Origin of the sequence: Mesorhizobium sp. M0243, assembly GCF_040321775.1 — a bacterium.
Taxonomy (GTDB): domain Bacteria; phylum Pseudomonadota; class Alphaproteobacteria; order Rhizobiales; family Rhizobiaceae; genus Mesorhizobium.
Window position 1 is genome coordinate 279,569 of sequence record NZ_JAMYSF010000006.1, and the last position, 22,684, is coordinate 302,252.

General features: G+C 65.2%; 17 protein-coding genes and 1 pseudogene. 10 read left to right on the top strand and 8 right to left on the bottom strand.

Annotation, left to right across the window (positions count from 1 at the left end; translation table 11 throughout):
* Positions 1-21 precede the first annotated feature (21 nt).
* Positions 22-1,212, top strand: coding sequence for an arabinose transporter (locus NKJ11_RS11000; protein ID WP_352793283.1), 1,191 nt, complete (start codon positions 22-24; stop codon positions 1,210-1,212).
* Between the two features lie 606 nt (positions 1,213-1,818).
* On the opposite strand, the gene NKJ11_RS11005 is transcribed toward NKJ11_RS11000, so the two are convergent.
* Positions 1,819-2,166 (bottom strand): DUF2934 domain-containing protein, encoded by a 348-nt coding sequence (locus NKJ11_RS11005; RefSeq protein ID WP_352611119.1) that lies wholly within the window; start codon positions 2,164-2,166, stop codon positions 1,819-1,821.
* A gap of 95 nt (positions 2,167-2,261) precedes the next feature.
* Positions 2,262-2,870, bottom strand: coding sequence for a BA14K family protein (locus tag NKJ11_RS11010; protein ID WP_352793284.1), 609 nt, complete (start codon positions 2,868-2,870; stop codon positions 2,262-2,264).
* Between the two features lie 259 nt (positions 2,871-3,129).
* Here NKJ11_RS11010 and NKJ11_RS11015 point away from each other — a divergent pair, with 259 nt between their 5' ends.
* Positions 3,130-7,272, top strand: coding sequence for a Pls/PosA family non-ribosomal peptide synthetase (locus NKJ11_RS11015; protein WP_352793285.1), 4,143 nt, complete (start codon positions 3,130-3,132; stop codon positions 7,270-7,272).
* On the top strand, positions 7,269-8,396 hold the full coding sequence (locus NKJ11_RS11020) for a GNAT family N-acetyltransferase (RefSeq protein WP_352793286.1): 1,128 nt from the start codon (positions 7,269-7,271) through the stop codon (positions 8,394-8,396). The genes NKJ11_RS11015 and NKJ11_RS11020 overlap by 4 nt, the downstream gene beginning before the upstream one ends.
* Before the next feature lie 9 nt (positions 8,397-8,405).
* Here NKJ11_RS11020 and NKJ11_RS11025 read toward each other — a convergent pair whose 3' ends face one another.
* Positions 8,406-9,500, bottom strand: a complete 1,095-nt coding sequence (locus NKJ11_RS11025; RefSeq protein ID WP_352793287.1) for a KamA family radical SAM protein — start codon at positions 9,498-9,500, stop codon at positions 8,406-8,408.
* A gap of 324 nt (positions 9,501-9,824) precedes the next feature.
* Here NKJ11_RS11025 and NKJ11_RS11030 point away from each other — a divergent pair.
* A pseudogene (locus NKJ11_RS11030) lies at positions 9,825-11,480 on the top strand (acyl-CoA synthetase).
* Between the two features lie 295 nt (positions 11,481-11,775).
* Here NKJ11_RS11030 and NKJ11_RS11035 read toward each other — a convergent pair.
* Both NKJ11_RS11035 and NKJ11_RS11040 read right to left on the bottom strand, forming a co-directional pair.
* Entirely contained in the window at positions 11,776-12,666 is an 891-nt protein-coding gene (locus NKJ11_RS11035) for an NmrA family NAD(P)-binding protein (protein WP_352441826.1), read from the bottom strand.
* Positions 12,663-12,845: a DUF1127 domain-containing protein gene (locus tag NKJ11_RS11040; protein WP_352441827.1), complete on the bottom strand. Its 183-nt coding sequence runs from the start codon at positions 12,843-12,845 to the stop codon at positions 12,663-12,665. The genes NKJ11_RS11035 and NKJ11_RS11040 overlap by 4 nt, the downstream gene beginning before the upstream one ends.
* 216 nt (positions 12,846-13,061) lie before the next feature.
* Between NKJ11_RS11040 and NKJ11_RS11045 the strand changes: the two genes are divergently transcribed.
* Entirely contained in the window at positions 13,062-13,973 is a 912-nt protein-coding gene (locus NKJ11_RS11045; protein WP_352793288.1) for a transcriptional regulator GcvA, read from the top strand.
* A gap of 274 nt (positions 13,974-14,247) precedes the next feature.
* Here the strand turns inward: NKJ11_RS11045 and NKJ11_RS11050 are convergent, their stop codons facing one another.
* The gene (locus NKJ11_RS11050) at positions 14,248-14,460 is read right to left on the bottom strand and encodes a tautomerase family protein (protein ID WP_352793289.1); all 213 of its coding nucleotides are present in this window, start codon (positions 14,458-14,460) and stop codon (positions 14,248-14,250) included.
* A gap of 54 nt (positions 14,461-14,514) precedes the next feature.
* Positions 14,515-15,273: an SDR family oxidoreductase gene (locus tag NKJ11_RS11055; RefSeq protein ID WP_352793290.1), complete on the bottom strand. Its 759-nt coding sequence runs from the start codon at positions 15,271-15,273 to the stop codon at positions 14,515-14,517.
* Positions 15,274-15,376: 103 nt separating this feature from the next.
* Between NKJ11_RS11055 and NKJ11_RS11060 the strand changes: the two genes are divergently transcribed.
* Positions 15,377-16,270 carry a LysR family transcriptional regulator gene (locus tag NKJ11_RS11060; RefSeq protein ID WP_352793292.1) on the top strand — a complete coding sequence of 298 codons (894 nt, stop codon included), beginning with the start codon at positions 15,377-15,379 and terminating at the stop codon, positions 16,268-16,270.
* Between the two features lie 24 nt (positions 16,271-16,294).
* Here the strand turns inward: NKJ11_RS11060 and NKJ11_RS11065 are convergent, their stop codons facing one another.
* Entirely contained in the window at positions 16,295-17,527 is a 1,233-nt protein-coding gene (locus NKJ11_RS11065; protein WP_352793293.1) for a flavin-dependent oxidoreductase, read from the bottom strand.
* Positions 17,528-17,862: 335 nt separating this feature from the next.
* On the opposite strand from NKJ11_RS11065, the gene NKJ11_RS11070 reads away from it, so the two are divergent.
* The 4 genes from NKJ11_RS11070 (at position 17,863) to NKJ11_RS11085 (ending at position 22,671) form a co-directional block, all read left to right on the top strand.
* Positions 17,863-18,888 (top strand): GlxA family transcriptional regulator, encoded by a 1,026-nt coding sequence (locus NKJ11_RS11070; protein ID WP_352793294.1) that lies wholly within the window; start codon positions 17,863-17,865, stop codon positions 18,886-18,888.
* A gap of 183 nt (positions 18,889-19,071) precedes the next feature.
* Positions 19,072-19,932, top strand: coding sequence for an FAD binding domain-containing protein (locus NKJ11_RS11075; RefSeq protein WP_352793295.1), 861 nt, complete (start codon positions 19,072-19,074; stop codon positions 19,930-19,932).
* Positions 19,932-20,408 (top strand): (2Fe-2S)-binding protein, encoded by a 477-nt coding sequence (locus tag NKJ11_RS11080; RefSeq protein WP_352773997.1) that lies wholly within the window; start codon positions 19,932-19,934, stop codon positions 20,406-20,408. Before NKJ11_RS11075 ends, NKJ11_RS11080 begins: the two co-directional genes overlap by 1 nt.
* A 1-nt stretch (position 20,409) precedes the next feature.
* Complete coding sequence (locus NKJ11_RS11085; protein ID WP_352793296.1) at positions 20,410-22,671, top strand: xanthine dehydrogenase family protein molybdopterin-binding subunit; 2,262 nt, start codon at positions 20,410-20,412, stop codon at positions 22,669-22,671.
* Positions 22,672-22,684: the final 13 nt, after the last annotated feature.

Consider the following 22,684-nt stretch of genomic DNA (forward strand, 5'->3'; position numbering starts at 1 on the left):
GTTGGGTTCAAGGTGTTGCCGATGGCCAAAGTGGCGGGGACTTCAGACCGAAATGGAGCAATGGCGGAACTGGTGCCAATCATGGCGGCTGTCTTCGCCGGCTTCCTTCTGATCGGCTTGGCGCTACCCGTCCTGCCGCTGCATCTTCATCAGCAACTCGGCTTCGGCCCCTTCGCGGTCGGACTGGTGACGGGCAGCCAGTTCGTCGCCTCGATGTTGTCGCGCATTGGGGCCGGAAACTATGCCGATGGGCGCGGCGGCAAGCGGGCCGTCGTCGTCGGCCTCATTGCCGCTGCCCTGGCGGGATTATTTTACCTCGGCTCACTGGCATTGCTCGACCGGCCGCTAGCGTCCGCATCGGCGCTCTTCGCCGGCCGGGCGGTATTGGGCGCGTCGGAGAGCTTCATCATCACCGGCGGCGTCGCCTGGGGCCTCTCCCTTGCGGGCGGACAGAACTCCGGAAAAGTCATAGCCTGGGTGGGCACGGCGATGTTTGCGGCGCTCGCGCTTGGAGCGCCGGTCGGATCTGCGCTTTATGCGGCGAGCGGTTTCACCGCGATCGCACTCGCGACCATCGTCCTGCCGCTTGCGACGCTGCTTGCCATCCTGCCGATGCGTGGCACCAGCACCGCCGCGAGCAGCGTGCCGCAGTCATGGACGAGCGTGGCTCAAGCGGTCTGGCTTCCCGGAGTGGGAGCAGCTTTCAGCAGCCTCGGCTATGGCGCAATCCTGGCCTTTGCCGCGTTGCTCTTTGCCGAACGGGGATGGCAGCCGATCTGGCTTCCCTTCACGGCCTATGCCGCGGCGCTGATCGTGGCAAGGCTATGCTTCGGCCACCTGCCCGACAGGCTTGGGGGCGCACGCGTCGCTGTGATCTTCGTCGCCGTCGAGGCCGCAGGGCTGATGCTGATCTGGCTTGCGACCGGGCCTGTTGTCGCCGCAATTGGGGCGGGTCTCACTGGCCTTGGCTACTCGCTGGTCTATCCCGGTCTCGGTGCCGAGGCAGTAAGCCATCTTCCGTCGCGCAGCCGCGGCCTGGCCATGGGACTCTACACCGTCTTCCTCGACGTGGCGCTCGGCTTCGGCAGTCCAGCGCTCGGCTTGGTCGCCGCGTCGGCCGGGCTGCAATTCGTCTTCTTCGCCGTCGCGATGGCGACGCTTCCGGCGTTGGGCATCGCTCTGCTGCTGGGTCGCCGTAACGCTCTACGCTAGTGCCGGGTATTCTGTGCTCGCGATGTTGCGCAACTACGATCACCTCGCGCTGGCAACGTTGAAAATTGGCGCAGCGCCAGCCAACACGCAAAAAACCCGCCTGTGCGGCGGGTCACTGGCGCAAATCAGCACCATAGATAGAAATGTAGCATAACTGCCCTCACGGGTCAAGAATAAATTCCTATCGCCACTGACGCAAGCTGCCCGCCGGACGCATGCATTCCCAGGCCAGCGGCGCAATCGCAGTCAAGGCCGACATTCGAACGAAAGTAGATCCAGCTTGACGGAACATTAGTCATAGCTAATTGTTGATGTGTGCGGCAGGTGGTGCCCTCCACCGCCTGCCGAAGATCGGCCGTCCGATCGGCCCGCGTCCTCCGCCAGAGGCGCGGGCTTTCGCTTTCGCGGTCCAGCGCAAGTGATGACCGACCAGCCCGTCGCAACCTGAGCGTTTCGAGAAGCCGCGTTGGCGGGCCGTGCTCACGACCAGTCCAAGGCTCTGGCCATGGCGAAAAAGATTGGCGACAGAGCCGAAGATGATGAGGCGTCGCCGTTTTCGCCCTTCTTGAGTGAATGGAGCCGGTATTTCCGTCCTTCAGCTTTCGATCATTTGGCCAGTCCCTCATCGGGGTTTCGCCGCCTTTTGGCCTTGAGGCTGCGGGCGGCTTGCTCCACCGCGGCGCGGTCGTTGCCCAAGCGGTCGAGCAGTTCCTGTGCCTCGTCGCCCGATATGCCGGTGCGCACCGCCAGCGCCTCGACCTCCAGCACGTCGGTGCTGGCGACCTCGCCAGTCTCAGGCAGTGCGTCATCCGCCGTCAGCGGCAGGGCCGCCTCGCGGTCGATCTCGGCCTCGGCCTGGTGCCAGTGCCGTTCGGGGTCGCCCTGCATGCGGCCTTCCCGTTCCCAGATCTGGTAGGCGCGCTCACGAATTCTGTCGTCCCGGTCGTCGCTCATGGTCAGTCCTCCTTAGGTCAGGGTTGAACGCCGCGCCAATGCGGACGCTCCGGAAAATCCGCGCGATCGGATCGCCTGCCTGCGGCGCGCGGGCTCTACTGGCATTGCCGTCTCGGCCCGCCGGAGTATGGCTGGTAGGAGTTGTCTTCCGGGCGATAGGAGCGGTAGCGGCTGAAGCAGTAATCGACATGGTCGGCCGAAAGTGCTTCGCCGCCATCGTCGGCAGCGTAGACGCCCAGGCCGGCGCCGTTTTCGTCGCCATCGCCGGCAGTGGGCTGGACGGGCTGACCGGCGGCTTCGAGATAGGGCGAGACGCAGCGACGCAACTGCCCGCTGTAGGAGAGATAGCTGTTGTCGTCCGGGTGGTAGGAGCGATAGCGGCTGGCGCACCAGGCGAGATGCGGAGGCGGCAATTCGGTCGTCTTGGGCGCGATGGCGCCGGTGACGGTGGGGTCGGGCGGTGTTTCCTGCGGTTTGGCGGGGATGTCGGGCGGCGCGGACTGTTTGGCCGGCAGGCGTTCGAGGCCCTGCCCGGCTTTGTTCACCGGCCGCGCCTTCTTGGTCCACAGCTCCGCCACGCTGACAGTAGCCGTTGCCTGGCGCGGCGGCTTCGCGGCAAGCAGCCAGGCGGCGAAGCCCAGTCCGCTGCCGAAGACCGCAAGGGTCAGCACGAAGCCGCAGACCAGTCCCAAAACCGCTTTCACGACACGCTCCTTAAGTCCCTGCTCATAGAATGCGGGGCCTCAAGGCTGGTTCCAGAAAAACGCCGGGTGCACGCCCTCGCGTGCCGCCGAGCGCGCCCGGCGAGAGCCGCCAAGGGAGGCTCAAAAGAGCGCCCAGACACAGTTCAGAAACAATATTCAACAGTTCGGAAAAACTGGCGAAAAGATCGGATGGCATAAGCATCCCACAACAACTGGAAAAATGGCCGTGCCGGGCGACGCCCGGCCTGGACGGGAAAGTATGGAAATGGATCACGGTGTCGATATCGCCGAACTGGACGCGGAACGATCGGGGCTGGAAAGCGGCCTGGCAGGTGTCGATGCGCTGGTAAGAACGGCCCCCGCGACAGCCAGGCGCGGGCAGATCCTGACGGGCGCCGACTTTGCCCGGCACGGCCTGCCCGGCGAGCGGCTCGACACCGTCTTCGAGCAGCTCGCCGAAATGTTCGCAGCGCTGCCGGCGGTGATCTCCGACGGGCGTGTCTGGACCTATCGGGAACTGGACAGCCGGGCCAACCAGTTCGCCCGCCTGCTGGTCAAGCGCGGCGTGCGGCCGGGCCACCGCGTCGGGCTCATCCTCGACCGCTCGGCGGAGACCTATGTCGCGCTGCTCGCCGTGATGAAGGCAGGCGCTGCCTTCGTGCCGCTGGCCACCGCTTTTCCCGAGGAGCGGATGGCGCTCATCATCGAAGACGCCGGCGTCAGCCTGATCGTCACCATCGCCGCCTATGCGTCGCGCGCCGGCCAGCTGCCGGTTCCGCATCTGCTGATCGACAGCGCGGCCGCCGAGATCTCCAAAGAGTCCGGCGCGCCGCTGAAGCCGAATGCGAAGGCCGCTTCATCAGACGACACCTGCTACATCCTCTACACCTCGGGCACCACAGGCAAGCCCAAGGGCGTCGTCATCAAGCACCAGAGTTTCGTCAATTTCATCCGCGTCGCCGCCGCCTCCTACGGCTACCGGCCGGGCGATCGCGTCTACCAGGGCATGACCATCGCCTTCGACTTTTCCTCCGAAGAGATCTGGGTGCCGTTCGTCGCCGGCGCGACGGTGGTGCCGGCACCGGGCCAGATGCCGCTGGTGGGCGAGGAGCTGGCCGATTTCCTGCGGCTCCATGACATCACCTGCATCGCCTGCAGCCCGACGCTGCTGTCGTCGATGACGTCAGATGTGCCCAGCCTGCGCACGCTGCTGGTCGGCGGCGAGGCCTGCCCGCACAATCTGGTGGTGCGCTGGTCGAAGCCGGGGCGGCAGATCCTGAACACCTATGGGCCGACCGAGGCGACCGTCACCGCTACAATGGGCGCGCTGACGCCGGACAGTCCCGTCACCATCGGCGCGCCGCTGCCGACCTACTCCATCGTCATCCTCGACGCTTCGCTGCCGCAGCTCGCCGAGCCGGGCGAACTGGGCGAGATCGGCATTGCCGGCATCGGGCTCGCGGTCGGCTATCTCAACAGGCCGGACCTGACCGAACAGAAATTCATCGCCGATTTCGTCGGCCTGCCGAACAACCCGTCGAAGCGCATCTACCGGACCGGCGACCTTGGCCGCATCAACGACCAGGGCGAGATCGAGTATGCCGGCCGCATCGACACCCAGGTGAAGATCCGCGGCTACCGCATCGAGCTCGGCGAGATCGAGGCGGTGCTGCTCGACCAGCCCGAAATCGCCCAAGCCGCGGTCACCACCTGGGAGATCGAGCCCGGCCGCGTCGAACTCGTCGCCTATTTCGCAGCGAAGGCCGGCCAGAAGGCGATTTCGCGCGCGGACCTCGCCAGGACCATGAAGCGGCGCCTGCCCGACTACATGGTGCCCTCCTATCTGGAGGAACTGCCTGTTATCCCGATGACGGTTTCCAACAAGGTGGATTTGCGCCAGCTGCCGAAGCCGACAAGCGTGCGGCTTTCGGGCGATCGCGCCATGGTCGCGCCCGCCAATGACGACGAGCGTTTCCTGGCCGACGCGCTGGCCGCCGTATTGAAATTCGAAGAAGTGTCCGTCGAGGACAATTTCTTCGACGATCTCGGCGCCAACTCGCTGCTGATGGCGCATTTCTGCGCCCGCCTGCGCACCAGGAAGGAATGGGCGACGGCGTCGATGCGCGACATCTATCTCCACCCGACCGTGGCGCGGCTGGCGCTTCACCTGGGCGTGGCCGACGAGATGGCGACGGCCACCAACGAGCCCGTCCTCACCCGCCGGGCCTCGAACTTCGCCTACTGGACCTGCGGCGCCGCACAGCTGCTGTTCTACGCGCTCTACAGCTATGGCGCCCTGTGGGCGGTCAATGACGGCCTCAACTGGATGTATGACGCGCTCGACGATCCGCTGCAGCTGTACATCAGGTGCGTGGCGCTTTCGGCCGCCGTGTTCTTCGGCATGTCGGGCTTTGCCGTCATCGCCAAATGGGTGCTCGTCGGCCGCTGGAAGGCGGAGGCGTTTCCCATCTGGGGCGTGCGTTACTTCCGCTTCTGGGTGGTCAAGACATTGATCCGCACCGCGCCCGTCGTGCTGTTCCGCGGCAGCCCGCTCTACAGCATCTATCTGCAGCTTCTCGGCACCAAGCTTGGCAAGAACGCCGTCATCGAATCGAAATCCGTGCCCGTCTGCACGGATCTCATTTCGATCGGCGCCAACACTATCCTGCGCAAGGAATCGATGATTCTCGGCTTCCGGGCGCAGTCCGGCTATATCCACACCGGGCCGCTGACCATCGGCCGCGACGCCTTTGTCGGCGTCGGCTCCACGCTCGACATCGACACCCGGATCGGCAACGGCGCCCAGCTCGGCCATTCGTCCTCGCTGCACCGCGGCCAAAGCATCCCCGACGGCGAACGCTGGCATGGGTCGCCGGCCGTGCCGACCACGGCCGACTATTGCAAGGTGCGCAATGTCGATCCGTCCAACATCCGGCGCTTCCTGTTCGAAGCGGTTCAGCTGATCGGGCTGTTTGCCATCGTCACCCCCTTGCCGCTCTTGTTCCACAGCTATTGGGAAAATGTCGGCGACGACTACCAGGAAACCATCGGCGTCGTCGCGATCGGCACCACGGTTACGCTGTTCGGCTACATGGCCGCATCCTTTCTGGCGGCGACGCTGGTGCCGCGCCTAGTCAGCCTGCTGTTGAAGCCCGGCCGCACCTACACGCTGTACGGCTTCCGCTACTGGCTGCAGACTGTCGCCGAATTCTCGAGCAACTCCCGCGTGCTCGGCCTGCTGGCCGGCGACAGCTCGGCGATCGTGCACTACATGCGAGCCATCGGCTGGAACCTCAACAAGGTGGTGCAGACCGGCTCCAATTTCGGCTCCAACCAGCAGCACGAAAACCCGCTTCTGTGCGAGATCGGCACCGAGACCATGGTGTCGGACGGCCTGTTCATGATCAACATGCACAAATCCGCCGCCGCCTTCCGGCTCGAGCCGACGAGGATCGGCGAGCGCAACTATCTCGGCAACAACATCTATTATCCGCCGGACGGGCGCACCGGCGACAACGTCCTGCTCGGCACCAAGGTGATGATCCCCATCGACGGGCCGCTGCGCGAGAATGTCGGGCTTCTGGGTTCGCCGGCATTTGAAATCCCGCGCATGGTGAACCGCGACAAGGAACTCATCGCCGGCATCGACGAGGACGACCGGCGTCGGCGCATCCCGTTGAAGAACCGCCACAATCTGGTGACGATCCTGCTGTTCGTGGCAACGCAATGGATCATGTTGTTCGCCACGCTGGCGATCTGGGACCGGGCGCTGAACTACTATACCGAATGGGCTGAAGTCGCACTGTTCGTCGCCGTGCTTTTGACCTCGGCGATCACCATTCCGTTCTACATCTTCGTGGAACGGGCGAGCCTTGGTTTCGGCCGGCTGAAGCCGCAGATGACGACGATCTACGACGTCACGTTCTGGCGCCACGAACGCCACTGGAAGCTGGCGGATTCGCCGATCGTGCGCCTGTTCGCCGGCACGCCGTTCCGCCCGATGATCCTGCGCATGCTGGGCGTCAAGATCGGCAGCCGTGTCTATGACGGCGGCAGCAATCTGACCGAACGCTCGCTGGTGGAGATCGGCGACGACGCCACCCTCAACGAGGGCTGCGTCATCCAGGCCCATTCGCTGGAAGAAGGCGCGTTCAAGTCCGACTTCATCCGCATCGGCAAGGGCTGCACGCTCGGACCTTCAGCCTTTGTCCATTACGGCGTGGTGATGGGCGAAGGCTCGGTGGTCGATGTCGACTCCTTCGTCATGAAGGGCGAAGAGCTGGAGCCCAACTCCATATGGCGTGGCAACCCGGCCAAGCTGCATCGCTTCGTCGAACCGATCACCGACGATGGCTCCAAGGTATCGGCCCCGGCATTGGCTTTAAGAAGGGCATCGGCTTGAAAAAGGGTATCGGCTTGAACACCGGAGACATCTGTCTGGTTGCCGTGACCGAGGCCAACCGTGCCCTGGCCACGGCCCTGGGACTGGCTCCGGAGCAGAGGGATTTCGTCGCCGGCAATGCGGAGTCGCTGGAAGAAGCCGAAACCGACAAAGACGCGCGGCCACGCGTCGTCATGGCCGGGACCCGTGTCGTCGGTTTCCTCATGTACGAGGCGCCCGAGGATGACGACGAGGCACGCATCTACCGCTTCATGATCGACCGCGCCGCTCAGGGCAAAGGCTACGGCAAGGCCGCGCTGCGTAAGGTGCTGGACGAAATCCAGGGGCTCAGCCACATCAGCCACGTCTCGATCTGCTACGAACCGGAGAACGATGCGGCGCGAAATCTCTATCGCAGCGCCGGTTTCGTCGAAGAAGGGCTCGACGAGGACGGAGAAATGATAGCCGATCTCGCTTTGCCGGCCCCGGACGCACGCGCCGTGATGCGGCTGCCCGAGGAAATCGCCTTGGCCGAAGCGATCGCCGCCATCGCACCATCGGGAGTCCGGATCGGATGCCGGATGATCCGCGACGGCGACGACGCCCATCTGCTGCCTGGGGAAGCGCATTCCATCCCCGCGCGTCAGCCTGGCATGCGGCGCGCCAGCGGCGCGGCCCGGTGGATCGCGCACGGACTGCTGGCGGAGCTTGGCGTTGGCGACGTCGCCATCCTGCGCTCGCCAACCGGCGCGCCGGTCTGGCCTGACGGAATAACCGGTTCGCTCGCGCACGACGACGACATGGCCGTGGCGGCGGTTGCCCCGATTGGCGATATCGCCTCGCTCGGCATCGACGTCGAGCCCGCGCAGCCTCTCCCGGATGACATTTTGGCGCTCGTGACAACGCCCGCGGACCGCACGGACGCAGCCGACCGGCATCTTGCCGGCCGCATCCTCTTTGCCGCCAAGGAAGCCGTCTACAAGGCCGTCTATCCGCTCGATCGCAAGGTGCTGGGCTATGAGGACATCACCATCGACCTGAACGCAGGCTGCGCGACGACGAAGACGGGCCGCAAGGCCAGCCTCGCCTACTGCGTTGCCCCGCGCGTGGTGGTGCTGGCATTTGTCGAGAAAAACGCACGGTAGCGCGCAGCCCTATTCGCCAACGACCTCCGTATACGCCCTCACCTCGCCATCGAGCCCGCGCAGCCGCCAGTTCTCGCCGTCCCGTCCCTCGACATGGCAAGGCCCGATCGGCACCTTGCCGCCCCCTTCCGGCAGGTCGAGCACATAGACGGGGTTGCAGATGCCCGACAGCCGCGCGCGCAGCGCTTCAGTCAGCGCCTGTCCCTGCGCAATCGTCGTGCGCCGGTGCGCCATGCCGCGCGCGAGGTCGCCATGGTGCAGGTAGTAGGGTTTGACGCCGAGGCGGTACATCAGCTCGCGGCAGAGTTCTTCCAGCGCCTCGATGCTGTCGTTGACGCCCTTGAGCAGAACGCTCTGGTTCAGCAGCACGAAGCCGGCTCGCCGAAGCGTGCGGCAGGCGGCCTCGGTTGCGTCGGTGATCTCGCGCGCATGGTTGAAATGGGTGACGACAGTGACCATCAGCCGGCCCTGCAGCGCCGCGACGAGCCCTGATGTAATGCGCGACGGCAGCACCACCGGCACGCGCGTATGGATGCGCAGCAGCCGCACATGGGGGATCGCTTCGATGCGCGCGAAGATTTCAGCCAGTACCTTGTCGGGCGGCGACAGCGGATCGCCGCCGGTCAGGATCACCTCACGGATTTCGGGGTGATCCGCGATGTAGGCCAGCGCCGGCTCCAACGCCTCGCGCGTATAACCCCTGCCGATCGAGGTCAGCGATTCCTTGCGGAAGCAGAACCGGCAATAGACCGCGCATTGATAGGTCGGGAACAGCAGCACCCGGTCGGCATGGCGATGCGTCAATCGCGGCACCGGGCTGAAGTCATGGTCGGCGATCGGATCGTCGAGTTCCCCTTCCACCTCCTCCAGTTCCTCAGGCGACGGGATGACCTGCGCCCGGATCGGATCGGCCGGGTCGTTCCAGTCGATCAGGTCGAGATAGGCTTTGGGCGCGCGCACCTTGTGGTTCGCGGCCGCCGCTTGCGCCGCCGCGCGCTCAGCTGGCGACAACGGCAGGGAGGCAAGATCGCGCACGTGGCGCACGCCGGCGCGAATTTCGGCCTGCCAGGCGGTATCGGGGTGGAATTTGGTGTCTGTGGTCATCGGAGTTTCTCGGGCGGGTATATTTGGGCCGGACCTATCCGCTGGATGACTGATTAGGTCAACCACGCAGATTGTCAGCGCTGTGATCCTTCACACCCCCCTCTGTCCTGCCGGACATCTCCCCCGCAAGGGGGGAGATTGGATGTCGTTGAGGCGCCGATCTCCCCCTTGCGGGGGAGATGCCCGGCAGGGCAGAGGGGGGTGTTCAAGCGCCAACCTTCCCACCCACCAACTTTCGCCGCATCGACCACGCCCACAATTTCGGGCAAGTTCACACGCGACAGCGCCGCATGGGGAGATGCGGCGCAGCCAGGGAGGACTGCCATGACCAACACACCGGCGCTGTCGCGCTATGTCGATGCCGTTGCTCACTTTCGCATCGACGATGAGATCGCAAGACTTCACGGCGATCCCGCGACGGGCATCAACGCCTGCATCGAATGCTGCGATCGCCATACCGGCCAGAACCGGCTGGCGCTGCGCGCCATCTCCGTCGGTGGCGAGCTGCGGGAGTTCAGCTTCGACGATCTCAAGGAGATGTCGGCGCGCGTCGGCAACATGCTGAAAGCGGCTGGTGTCGGCTCCGGCGACATCGTCGCCGGCATGCTGCCGCGCATTCCCGAACTGGTGGCACTCATCCTCGGCACCTGGCGTATCGGCGCGGTCTACCAGCCGCTGTTCGCCGCCTTTGGCCCCAAGGCCATCGACCACCGGCTGAAGACCAGCGGCGCGAAGCTCGTCGTCACCAACATGGCCAATCGCGGCAAACTCGACGAGGTGGAGGATTGCCCTCGGGTTGCGACCATCCTTGCCCCAGGCGAAGCCCTGCCGGCCGGCGACATCGATTTCCGCGCCGCCTTTGCCGCCGTCTCGCCTGACTGCCAGCCGGTGATGCGCAAGGGCGACGATTTGTTCATGATGATGTCGACCTAGGGCACGACAGGTTTCCCCAAGGGCGTTCCGGTGCCGCTCAGCGCGCTGCTGGCCTTCGGCGCCTATATGCGCGATGCCATCGGGCTGCGGCCGGACGACGTCTTCTGGAACATCGCCGATCCTGGTTGGGCCTACGGCCTCTATTACGCCATCACGGGGCCCCTGCTGCTTGGCATCGCCACGACCTTAAACGAGGGCACCTTCACCGCCAAAAGCACCTACGACATCATCGAGCGCCTCGGCGTCACCAGCCTTGCCGGCTCGCCCACCGCCTTCCGCCTGCTGCTGGCCGAAGGACCCGAGGCAGCCGCCCGCGTCAAGGGCCGGTTGCGCGTGGTGAGCAGCGCCGGCGAGCCGCTTAACCCGGAGGTGATCCGCTGGTTCGACGCCCATCTCGCCGCCCCCATCCACGACCATTACGGCCAGACCGAGAACGGCATGATGGTCAACAACCATCACGGCCTGTCGCACCCCGTACGCCACGGCTCGGCCGGCTTTGCCATGCCGGGCTACCGCGTCGTCGTGCTCGACGAGGCCGGCAACGAGCTTAGCCCCAACCAGCCCGGCATTCTCGCCGTCGACATCGCCAACTCGCCGCTGCGCTGGTTCGGCGGCTATCATCAGGCCGAAACCCCTGCCATAGCGGGTGGCTATTACCGCACCGGCGACACGGTCGAGTTCGAGCCCGACGGTTCGATCTCCTTCATCGGCCGCGCCGACGACGTCATCACCTCGGCCGGCTACCGCATCGGCCCGTTCGACGTCGAAAGCGCGCTGCTCGAGCATCCGGCGGTCAACGAGGCAGCGGTCGTCGGCGTGCCCGATCCGCAGCGCACCGAAATCGTCAAGGCCTTCGTCGTTCTGGCGCCCGCCTTTCGAGGCAGCGAGGCGCTGGCCGAGGAACTGGCGCAGCATGTCCGCAAGCGCCACTCGGCCCACGCCTATCCGCGCGAAGTCGAGTTCGTCAGCGAGTTGCCGAAGACGCCGAGCGGCAAGATTCAGCGGTTCCTGCTGAGGAAGGCCGAGGTGGAGAAGCGGAAGGGGTGACGCTGCCGATCTCCCCACTTGTGGCAGGGCTATCGCATATGGATTCTTGCGAAGAAGAACCCCCACCCTAACCCTCCCCACAAGGGGGAGGGAATGCTGCCGCGTGCCTTTAATTCTTGTTGGCGCCGAAAAGACAGGCGATGCTTCTGGGTCAGCGCCAACGGAAGTCTCCCTTCCCCTTTTGGGGAGGGGTTAGGGGTGGGGGTCCGTGCCGGGCAGACATCTCAGGAATCCATATGCGATAGCCCTGCCACAAGTGGGGGAGATCGGCAGTTGCACCGCCGCGCTTCTGCTCCTACCGCCCAGCGGTGCCCGCCATCGCCACAAAGGCGCTCTCGATGGTCTCGAACGTCAGCTCCGGATAGAGCGCGCCGGCTTCCGGCGTGGCCGTTTCGAGCGCCGTCTCACCGCGTATCCAAACCGCCCGCAGCAGTCCGAGCCAGGGGGCTGATGCGATCATCGCCTCAAGCTCCGCCGCACTCTGGGGCACGATGCGCGGCGAGCGGCCGCTGACCCGGCGCCACAGATCGATCATTTCGTTCTGGGTGATCTCGTTCTGGGCGATGCGGATCTCGCTGCGGATGGCACTGGGGTCGTTCAACGCGCGCAAGGTGACGGCGGCGATGTCCTTCTCGCTGACAAACGTCGCCGGCACATTGCCGTCGCCATAAAGCGTCACCTCTTCGGGCGGCAAGGGCGACGAGCCGAAGCGCATCAGGTCGCCCAGCGTCGTCACCCAGGTCGAGAAGAAGCCGTTGGTGTAGATCACCGTATAGGGCAGATCCGCTTGCCTGATCGCGTCGAACACGGCTCGCTTGAGGTCGAGCGGCGGAACCGAGCCCGGTGCAGCGGCGGCAAAGTCGAGGCCGAAGCCGGCGGAAGGTACATAGCGGGAGATGCCGGCATCCCTGAGCGCGCGCACCAGCGTCATCTCGCTGGCCGAATCCACATGCACCGAGCTGATGACGCGATCCACCGCACCGGCGGCGCGGACAAGGCTGTCATAGTCGTCGAGATCGCCGACATGGATTTTGGCGCCGAGCTCCTTCAGCGAACGCAGCCGTTCTTCATTACCGGCTGTTGCCGGACGAACCAGAACGTGCAGGCGATCGCCATTGCCAGCGCTGGCCTTCGCCATCTCGCCACCCAGCAGCCCCGTCGCGCCGATGATCAGGGTGCTGGTCATATCGCCCTCCCATTGCGCAGGATGGAACCGTCCCAGTCGCGCTCGAAGCCGATGTCGTGCAAGCGATGATTCGAGAAGCGTGAAACTCGGCGAAGCACCCGGCGGCGCTCGACGACTGCAGCGGTTCTGAGTGCAAGACCGCTCATCGCGGCGCCGATGGATTCGAAGGTCGGGTTCATTGTCCGTCTCCTGTATTTGCCTAGGCGCAAGCGTGCCGACGCCGTCCGCGGAGGACGAGCATGACGATTGCTCACACTGTTTCTGGTCGTTCAGCGCAACGGTGAGATGGAAAATCCGATCTGCATGCGCTGCTACACCAACAGATTGAACATTTCTGGGCTGGACGACAAACGACTCTTTGTGCAGGATTTGTGAGCAACGCTCACAGGTGGATCATGCCGCGCAGACTGCCGCCGCTCACTGCCCTGCCCGCCTTCGAGGCCGCCGCCAGGCATCTGAGTTTCTCCAAGGCTGCGGGCGAACTCAACGTCACCCATGGTGCGGTCAGCCGCGCCATCCGCAACATTGAGGACAGGCTGGGGATCCAGCTTTTCGATCGGGGGACGAGGTCCGTGCGCCTGACGCCGGTGGGCGCGGCCTATGCATCGGAAGTCAGGACGGCGCTGGACCAAATCGCCGCCGCCACCATCGCCGCCACGCCCGACCGCACGACAGGCATCCTGAATGTCAGCACATCGGACGGTTTTGCCGGCCGCTGGCTGGTGCCGAGGCTGCATCGTTTCCACCGCGCCAACGCCGATATCGACGTGCGGCTGTCGACCTCGGGCGTGCTTTCCGATTTCGTCAGCGACGGCATCGACATCGCCATCCGCTACGGCAAGGGCGGCTATGCCGGAGTGACAGCGGAATTTCTCGCCGATGAAGAGGTCTTCCCCGTCTGCAGCCCGGAACTGCTGCAAGGCGAACATCCGCTGCGCTTGCCGGCGGATCTCAGGCATCACAAATTGATCCATGATGCCTTTCGCATCGACTGGGCGACATGGCTGCAACATGCCGGCGTGGCAGATGTCGATCCGAAGCGCGGCGTGCGCTTCGATTCCGCCACCTTCGCCGTCGAGGCCGCGGTGCATGGCGAAGGCGTGCTGCTCGGCCGAAGCGCGCTGGTCTCGGCCGACCTCGCCGCGGGGCGGCTGGTTCGTCCCTTCGATCTCGCGTTGAAATCCGCCTCGCGCTACTATGTCGTCTACCGCGACGGCGCGCTGCGCCAGAAAAAGATCAGGGCATTCCGCGACTGGCTGTTTGCCGAAGTGGCGGCCGACTGGATTGGCGCGACGAAGAGCGATTGAAGCGGAGGTCTACGCTTGCAAACCCAAGCGCTGCAGCGCCGCGCAGACCCCCACCCCGCTGCTTCGCATCGACCCTCCCCACAAGGGGGAGGGTGAGGAAGGCGCCCTGCCCGCCTGCCGAACAGCCCCTTTTTTGGAAATGCGGAAAAGCTGGGCTCCCGATCTCCCCCTTGTGGGGAGGTCGGACCGGAGGTCCGGGTGGGGGTTCTGGCGCAAACTTTACTAGACTGGAGTTCCTCGCCTCACAAAGTCGGGAGAGGAGGTCGGCCCGGCACTACTCCTTTGCGCGAAAAACTTCCGGCACGACGAACACTTCGTCGGCCCGGCCATAGCCGCCGTCGGCGACCTCCTCCACCAGCACCATCGTGAAGGGGCGCACACCCTCGCCGAAAAAGTCGACGAACATGGCGGTGGTTCGATGGATGAGGTCTTCCTTCTGCGCCATGGAGAGCGCCGCTTGCGGTAACTTGATGTTGGCGAATGGCATGATCTTTTCCTTTCTGTGGAGTTTCAGGTTCGGGGTGGAGCGGTCGGCGACGCCTCAGACGACGCCGCCATTGGCGCGGATGATTTGTCCGTTGACCCAGAAGCTGTCCGGTCCGGCGAGGAACGAGACCAGCCCGGCAATGTCGTCGGGCTGGCCAAGCCGGCCGAGCGGGATCATCTTGCCGATGGCCTCGATCTGCGCCTCGCTCTTGCCGTCCGTGAACAGGGCGGTCTCGATCGGCCCGGGCGCCACCGCGTTGACGGTGACACGGCGCGCGCCAAGCTCCTTGGCCAGGATGTGGGTCATCGCCTCGACGCCGGCCTTGGTGGCGGCATAGACGCCATAGCCCGGCTGGTAGAGGCCAACGACGCTGCTGGAAAAATTGACGATGCGGCCGCCGTCGCGAAGCCGGCGCGCGCCTTCCCGCATGCCGCGGAACACGCCGCCGAGATTGATCGCGATCTGCGTGTCGAACGAAGCATCGTCGGTCTGCGCCATCGGCGACGTCTTCATGACGCCGGCATTGTTGACGAGGATGTCGATGCCGCCGAACGCCTTCTCGCCGGCGTCGAACAGCGCCGGGATCCCATTCGGATCGGCGATATCGGCCTGAACGGCGATCGCCTTGCCGCCGCCGGCTTCAATGCTGCGCACAAGCTCTTCAGCCTCCGCGCGGCCCCGCGCATAATTGAGGACGACAGCGACGCCGTCGCGGGCGAGCCGCTGTGCGATGGCGGCGCCGATGCCTTTGGAGGCGCCGGTCACGATCGCGGTTCTGGTTTGGCCACCCGTACTTGTTTGATTGGATGTCATGGAAGTCTCTCCGTGTGTTGGTGACACGGATATAGGTCGGGCGGCTTTCCGGATAATCAGCCACCTATTGACATCACTATTCGGAAACTGCGAACAAAAGCTCATGGATCGACTGGACACGATGCGGCTCTTCGTTCGCGTTCTGGAGCGACGCAGCTTCACCGCTGCCGCGGCCGATCTCGGCCTGCCGCGCTCAACCGCGACGGAATCGATCAGGCGGCTGGAAGAGCATCTCGGCGCGCGGCTTCTGGAACGAACGACGCGGCAGGTGAACGCCACGCAGGACGGCGAAGCCTACTATCGGCGCTGCCTGTCGATCCTGGCCGAAATCGAGGATGCCGAAGCCGCCTTCCGCAATGCGGAGCCCTTCGGGCTGCTGCGCATCGACGCCAGCACCCTGCTCACCCGCACATTCCTGTTGCCGCGCCTGCCGGAGTTCCTCGACCGCTATGCCAGAATCGACCTGCAGATCGGCCAGAGCGACCGGCTGGTCGATCTCGTGCGTGAAGGCGTCGACTGTGTCATCCGCGTCGGCGAGCTACCCGACAGCGGCATGATCATGCGGCGGCTGGCTGTCATCCGCGAGATCACCTGCGCCAGCCCTGGCTATCTCGAACGCCACGGCACGCCCGCCTCCCCCGATGCGCTCGACGGTCACCAGGCGGTGGGCTTTGTTTCGTCGCGCACTGGCGAGACCCTTCCGTTCGAATTCACCGTCGCCGGCAATATCCGTGAGGTGCGGCTGCCAGGCCGCGTCGCCGCCAACAATTCCGACACCGCCGCCGATCTGGCGCGGCTTGGCCTCGGCCTCATCCAGGCGCCGCGCTATCGCTTCGAAAAGGATCTGGCGGATGGGACGCTCGTCGAGGTGCTGGTCGACTATCCGCCATCGCCAACGCCGCTGTCGGCGCTCTACCCGCAGAACCGTCAGCTCTCGCCACGCCTGCGCGTCTTCCTCGACTGGGCGTCGCGCATCTTCGCCGAGGCCGATCTCTAGAGCTCAAAAACGCGCTGCTCCCGGTCAATTCGGTTTTGCAAACCCGGCCAGGGACGCATAGCCGCGAACCACGCTCTTGCGTTCTTCGCGCGAAGCGACGGCGTCGATGTCATCAAAGCCATGCGGCGCCCGGGCCTCGACCATGTCTATGACCGCTTCCGGCCCGCCTTGCCGATTGGCCAGCACGATGGCCGATGTGGCCGGCCGCCGCTCCCCATCATATCGCGCGAGCGCGGCTTCAACGGTAGGCTCCGCAGCCAGATGCATCGCGAGGCAACCGGCGTCGAGTATTGCCTGGCTGGCTCCGTTCGACCCGACCGGATACATGGGATGCGCCGCATCGCCGAGCAGCGTCACCCGCCCGAACGACCATCGCGGCAGCGGGTCGCGGTCGCAGTTCGGATATTCGTAGAAGCCATCCGTTGCCTGGATGATCGAGGCAGGGTCGACAAAATCAAGCTGAAACCGGTCGCGCACGAAGGGTAGCACATCGTCGATCACGCCCGGGCGGCTCCAGTCGCCGGGACGCAGCGGTGATGTGCCGCTATCACCGGTATTGGCCATCACCGCCCAGTTCGTTAGCCTGGTCTCCGGCTCTTCGCGATCCGGTTCGATCGGATAATACACGAACTTGGCGAAATTGCCGCCGGCAACCGCCATGGTGCGCCCGTCGCGCCAGACCGGCCATGGCGTGGCGCCGCGCCACAGCATCGTGCCGTTCCAGATCGGCGGCCCTTCTTCGGGATAGAGCACGGCCCTGACGGCGGAATGGATCCCGTCAGCGCCTATGAGCAGGTCGCCATGCGCCTCGCCTCGCGAACCGTCATGCCGGCGGAAATGCGCCACGACCCCGCCTTCGCTCTGCTCGAAGGCATCGACAAGGCTTGCCGTATTGATGATGTCGCCGCCAAGCCTGCTCACCACGGCCCTGTGGATCAGCCCCAGCAGTCTGCCGCGATGAATGCTGATTTGCGGAACCTCATAGCCGGCATCGATGCCGCGCAATTCCTGCCATACGATCTGGCCGAAGCGGTTGGTGTAGACAAGCTCGCGTGTCCTCACCCCCTCCGCGTCGAGCGCCGACATCAGCCCAAGCCCGGCCAATTCCTTGACAGCGTGCGGGAGCATGTTGATGCCGACGCCAAGTTCGCGGATGTCGTCGGCCCGCTCGAACAGTTCGACCTCGATGCCTGCCTCATGCAGGAACAGAGCGGTGGTGAGGCCGCCGATGCCGGCCCCGGCGATCAATGCTTTCATCAGTCACTCCCTTGCTGTGAAAGATCGATGCTCGCAGGACGGCCACACACCCGCCGTCGCTTCAGCACGGCATCGTCACCGCGATGCGCCCGACCCGGGATATTCGAGTTGCATGGCGACGAAGTCGGCCGTGCGGCACCGTGGCGGGCGCTAGCAAGCGCCCTGTGGGCCAGTTGGCGTAACAATCCATGCTCCGCCACGACAAGGCCGGCGGCACCGACACTGCTCCACAACGCAAGTCGCCAGCTTATGGGGTCCGATCTCCAGATGGCTTGACGACGAGGGTATCGGCGTTACGTTTCGTCCGAAATGACATAAATCGGGCGAATACTGCCATGCGCAGGCAAGTTGCCGTCGTCGTTCACCCCGGTTTCCAGCTTCTGGATGCGGCCGGGCCGACTACAGTCTTCGAGATTGCGGAGCGCTGCCGCCCGGACAGCTATGAGCTGGTTTTGCTGGCGCCCGGCGGCGGCGACGTTGAAAGCTCTTCGGGTCTGAAGCTCCTCACCAGGCCTCTACGCGACGGCCCTTTCGACACCGTTATCGTATCGGGCGGCGAAATCATCCGCTCCATGGAGGCGATGGACGAGATCGTCGCCTGGTTGAGGCGCGCCTCGGCGCGGCGCATCAGCAGCGTCTGCACGGGCGCGTACCTGCTGGCAAAGGCGGGATTGCTCGACGGCCGCCGCGCGACCACGCACTGGGCCAGCAGCGACGACTTCCACCGCCGCTACCCGAAGGTCAGGCTGGATGCCGAGCGTATTTTCATCAGGGATGGCGACATCTGGACGTCGGCCGGCATCTCGGCCGGAATAGACCTGGCGCTCGCCCTCGTCGAAGATGACCTTGGCGCTGAGGTGGCGCGCCGCACCGCGCAGCAGATCGTCGTGCACCAGCGCCGGCCGGGCGGCCAGTCGCAATTCTCGGCCTTCGTCGAGCTGGGCGGGCGAACCGGCCGCTTCGCCGCGCTGATCGAATGGGTGCGGGCAAACCTGGCCGAACCGCTGACCGTCGAATGCCTGGCCGATCACGCGGCCATGAGTCCCCGCAACTTCGCCCGCGCCTTCACCGCCGAGACCGGCGTCACGCCGGCAAAAGCCGTAGAGCGCATGCGCCTTGAGACGGCCCGAACGGCGATCGAGATCAGCCATCTCCCGCTTGAGCGCATCGCCGAAACCGCCGGTTTTGGCGATCCCGGCCGCATGCGGCGCGCCTTCCTGCGTACCCTTGGCCAGCCGCCGCAGGCGTTTCGGGCGGCCGCCGAACACAGGGGGCTTCAGCCGGGGCGGCCAGGCAGCGGCTCTGCCCGGCTTAAAGGACGTTCCGGTCCAAAGGCCGCAAAAGCGAATGAGCGCACTTGATCCGCAACCGAAGTTTCACGAAAATCGTCCCAAAGCCGGTTGCCGCATTCAGTGCGCCACATTCGGTCTGTTGGACTGGATATTGCGGCGCCTGGCCCAATCGCCGCAGATGAGGAACCGGATGGCCATTATGAGGAGACTGTTTATAACGGTCGCTGAAATCGCGATGACCAAGGGGAGACGATGCGCTACATACGTCCGCTTTCAATAGAAGATGCCGTTGGCCAGTTGGCCGGGTCGGCTGGTACGGCCGCCATCCTCGCGGGAGGCAGCGACCTCCTGGTCAGAATGAAGGGCGGCTTTGCCGAACCAGAGTTGATCGTCGACATCAAGGCGATCGACGGCTTGAGCGAAATCCGGGAAACGGCTGAAGGCTTCAGCATCGGCGCCGCGGTTCCCTGCGCCGTCCTGGGAGAGAACACCGCCCTCATGAAGGCCTGGCCCGGTGTCGTCGAGGCGGCCAAGCTGATCGGCTCGAAGCAGGTGCAGGGACGCTGCACCATCGTGGGCAATCTCTGCAACGCCTCACCGGCTGCCGACAGCGTGCCGGCGCTGGTTGCCGCCGGCGCCAAGGCAGTGGTCGTCGGGCCGGCGGGCCGGCGCACGATCCCCGTGCAAAGCGTGCCGACCGGGCCGGGCAAGACGTCGCTGGCCAAAGGCGAGATCATCGAGGCGATCCTGCTCGACAGCCAAGCGCCGCGCTCGGGCGATGCCTATCTGCGTTTCATTCCACGCACCGAAATGGACATCGCGGTGGTCAGCGCCGGCGTGAACCTGACGCTCGATGAGCACGGTGTGGTCAAATCGGCCCGCGTGGCGCTGGGCGCCGTGGCGGCGACGGTGCTTCTGGTCGAAGAGGCGGCGGAGGTGCTCATCGGCTCCAGGCTGGACGAGGCGACGCTGGAGCGGCTCGCCAAGGTCTGCGCGGGGGCCTGTCGGCCCATCGACGACAAGCGCGGCACTATTGAATTCCGGAGGAAAGTTGCGGGCGTGCTGGCCAAGCGGGCCGCCACGACCGCCTATGCACGTGCAGGAGGCAAATGATGGCTGGTGTAGCAGTTTCAACCACAATCAACGGCGACAACGTCGAGTTCCTGTGCCAGCCGGACGAGACGCTGCTCGACGTCCTGCGCGATCGGCTGGGGCTGACGGGCGCCAAGGAAGGCTGCGGCACCGGCGACTGCGGCGCCTGCAGCATCATCCTCGACGACCGGCTGGTGTGTTCATGCCTGGTGTTAGGCGCCGAGGCTGAAGGCCGCCGCGTCGAGACCATCGAGGGCATGGCCCATGGCGATACGCTGCATCCGCTGCAGCAGAAGTTCCTCGAGCATGCGGCGCTGCAATGCGGCATCTGCACGCCGGGCTTCCTGATCGCGGCCAAGGACCTTTTGGCCAAGAACCCCGACCCGACCGAGGAGGAAATCCGCTTCGGCCTCGCCGGGAACCTCTGCCGCTGCACCGGCTACGACAAGATCGTGCGCGCCGTCCAGGACGCGGCCATCGTGATGAAGGGAGCCTGAGATGAATTTCGATCCACGTTTTTCCGGACGTAAATTCACCTCCGTCGGCACGCGTCCGATCCGTCCCGACGGCATCGACAAGGTGACGGGCCGCGCGCGCTACGGCGCCGACTTCAACATGGCCGGCCAGCTGGTCGGGCGTGTTTTGCGCAGCCCGCACGCTCACGCCAGGATCGTCAAGATCGACACGTCCAAGGCGGAAAAGCTGCCCGGCGTAAAGGCGGTGATCACCGCGGCCGACCTGCCGGACCTCACCGATGGCGATGCCGCCATGTACGACGTCCTCGACAATTGCATGGCGCGCACGAAGGCGCTCTATGACGGCCACGCGGTGGCAGCTGTCGCCGCGATCGATGCCCGCACCGCCAGGCAGGCGTTGAAGCTCATCGAGGTCGAATATGAGCTGCTGCCGCACGTCACCGATGTCGACGAGGCGGCGAAGCACACGGCGCCGCTGATCAATGATGCCATCTTCACCGAGGGTCTTGAGGAAAAGCCGGTAAAACCCTCCAACGTCACCAAGCGCAGCCAGTTTGGCCATGGCGATGTCCATCAGGGTTTCGGGCACGCCGACTTCATCGTCGAGCGCTCCTTCAAGACCGAGCAGACGCACCAGGGCTATATCGAACCGCATGCTTGCGTGGCGAATTTCAGTTCAGACGGCACCGCCGACCTTTGGGTCTGCACGCAGGGCCATTTCGTCTACCGCCAGCACTGCGCCCAGCTGCTTGGCATGGAAGCCTCGAAGCTGCGCGTCACCTCCTCGGAGATCGGCGGCGGTTTCGGCGGCAAGACCCATGTCTGGGCCGAGCCGGTGGCGCTGGCGCTGTCGCGCAAGGCTGGACGGCCGGTGAAGCTGGTGATGACCCGCGACGAGGTGTTCCGCGCCTCGGGCCCGACCAGCGCCACCTCGATCGACGTCAAGATCGGCGCCCGCAAGGACGGCACGATCACCGCCGCCGAAGCGACGCTGCGCTACAGCTGCGGCCCGTATGCCGGCTCCTGGGCCGAGATCGGCGCCATGACGGCGTTCGCCTGCTACAAGCTCGATAACGTCAAGACGGTCGGCTACGAAGTGCTGGTCAACCGGCCGAAGACCGCGGCCTATCGCGCGCCTTCGGCGCCGATGGCGGCGTTTGCGGTGGAAAGCGCGGTCGACGAGCTGGCCAAGAAGATCGGCATGGACCCGGTCGACTTCCGGATCAGGAACGCCGCGCAGGAAGGCACACGGTCCTCCTACGGCCCGGTCTACGGACCGATCGGCATCGGCCCGACGCTCGAGGCGGTGAAGAGCCATCCGCACATGAAGGCGCCGCTGGGCCCGAACCAGGGCCGCGGCATGGCTTGCGGCTTCTGGTTCAACTTTGGCGGCCAGACCTGCACCGACCTCAACATCGGCATGGACGGCTCGGTCTCGCTTGCCGTCGGCACGGTCGACGTCGGCGGTTCGCGCGCGTCGCTGTCGCTGGTGGCGGCGGAGGAACTCGGCATCGACTATTCCCAGGTCAAGGCAATCGTCGCCGACACCTCCAGCCTCGGCTACAACGACATGACGGACGGCAGCCGCGGCACCTTCTCGTCTTCCATGGCGACGATCTCGGCCGCCCGCAATGCGATTCTGATCCTGCGCGAGCGCGCCGCGCAGATGTGGGACATTGCCGTCGACGACGTGGTCTGGGAAAAGGGCCACGCGATCGCCAAGGGCGAGAAGCACGGCAATCTCGGCAAGTTGTCGCTGAAGGAGATCGCGGTCGAGTCGGGCAAGACGGGCGGACCGATCGCCGGCCACAGCGAGCTCGTCGCCGATGGCGCCGGCGTCTCCTTCGCCACCCATATCTGCGATATCGAGGTCGATCCCGATACCGGCGCCACCAGGGTCATTCGCTACACGGTCGTGCAGGATGCCGGCAAGGCGGTGCACCCGACCTATGTCGAGGGACAGTACCAGGGCGGTGCCGCGCAAGGCATCGGCTGGGCGCTCAACGAGGAATATATCTACGGCAAGGACGGGCGGCTGCAGAACGCCGGCTTCCTCGACTACCGCATCCCGGTCTGCTCGGACCTACCGATGATCGACACGCAGATCCTCGAAATCCCCAACCCCAACCATCCCTACGGCGTGCGCGGTGTCGGCGAGACGTCGATCGTGCCGCCGCTGGCGGCGATCGCCAATGCGGTGTCGAACGCCGCGGGCGTGCGCATGACGCATATCCCGATGTCGCCGCCACGCATCCTGGCGGCGATCGAGGCGGCTAGAGCATGATGCCGAAAAGTGC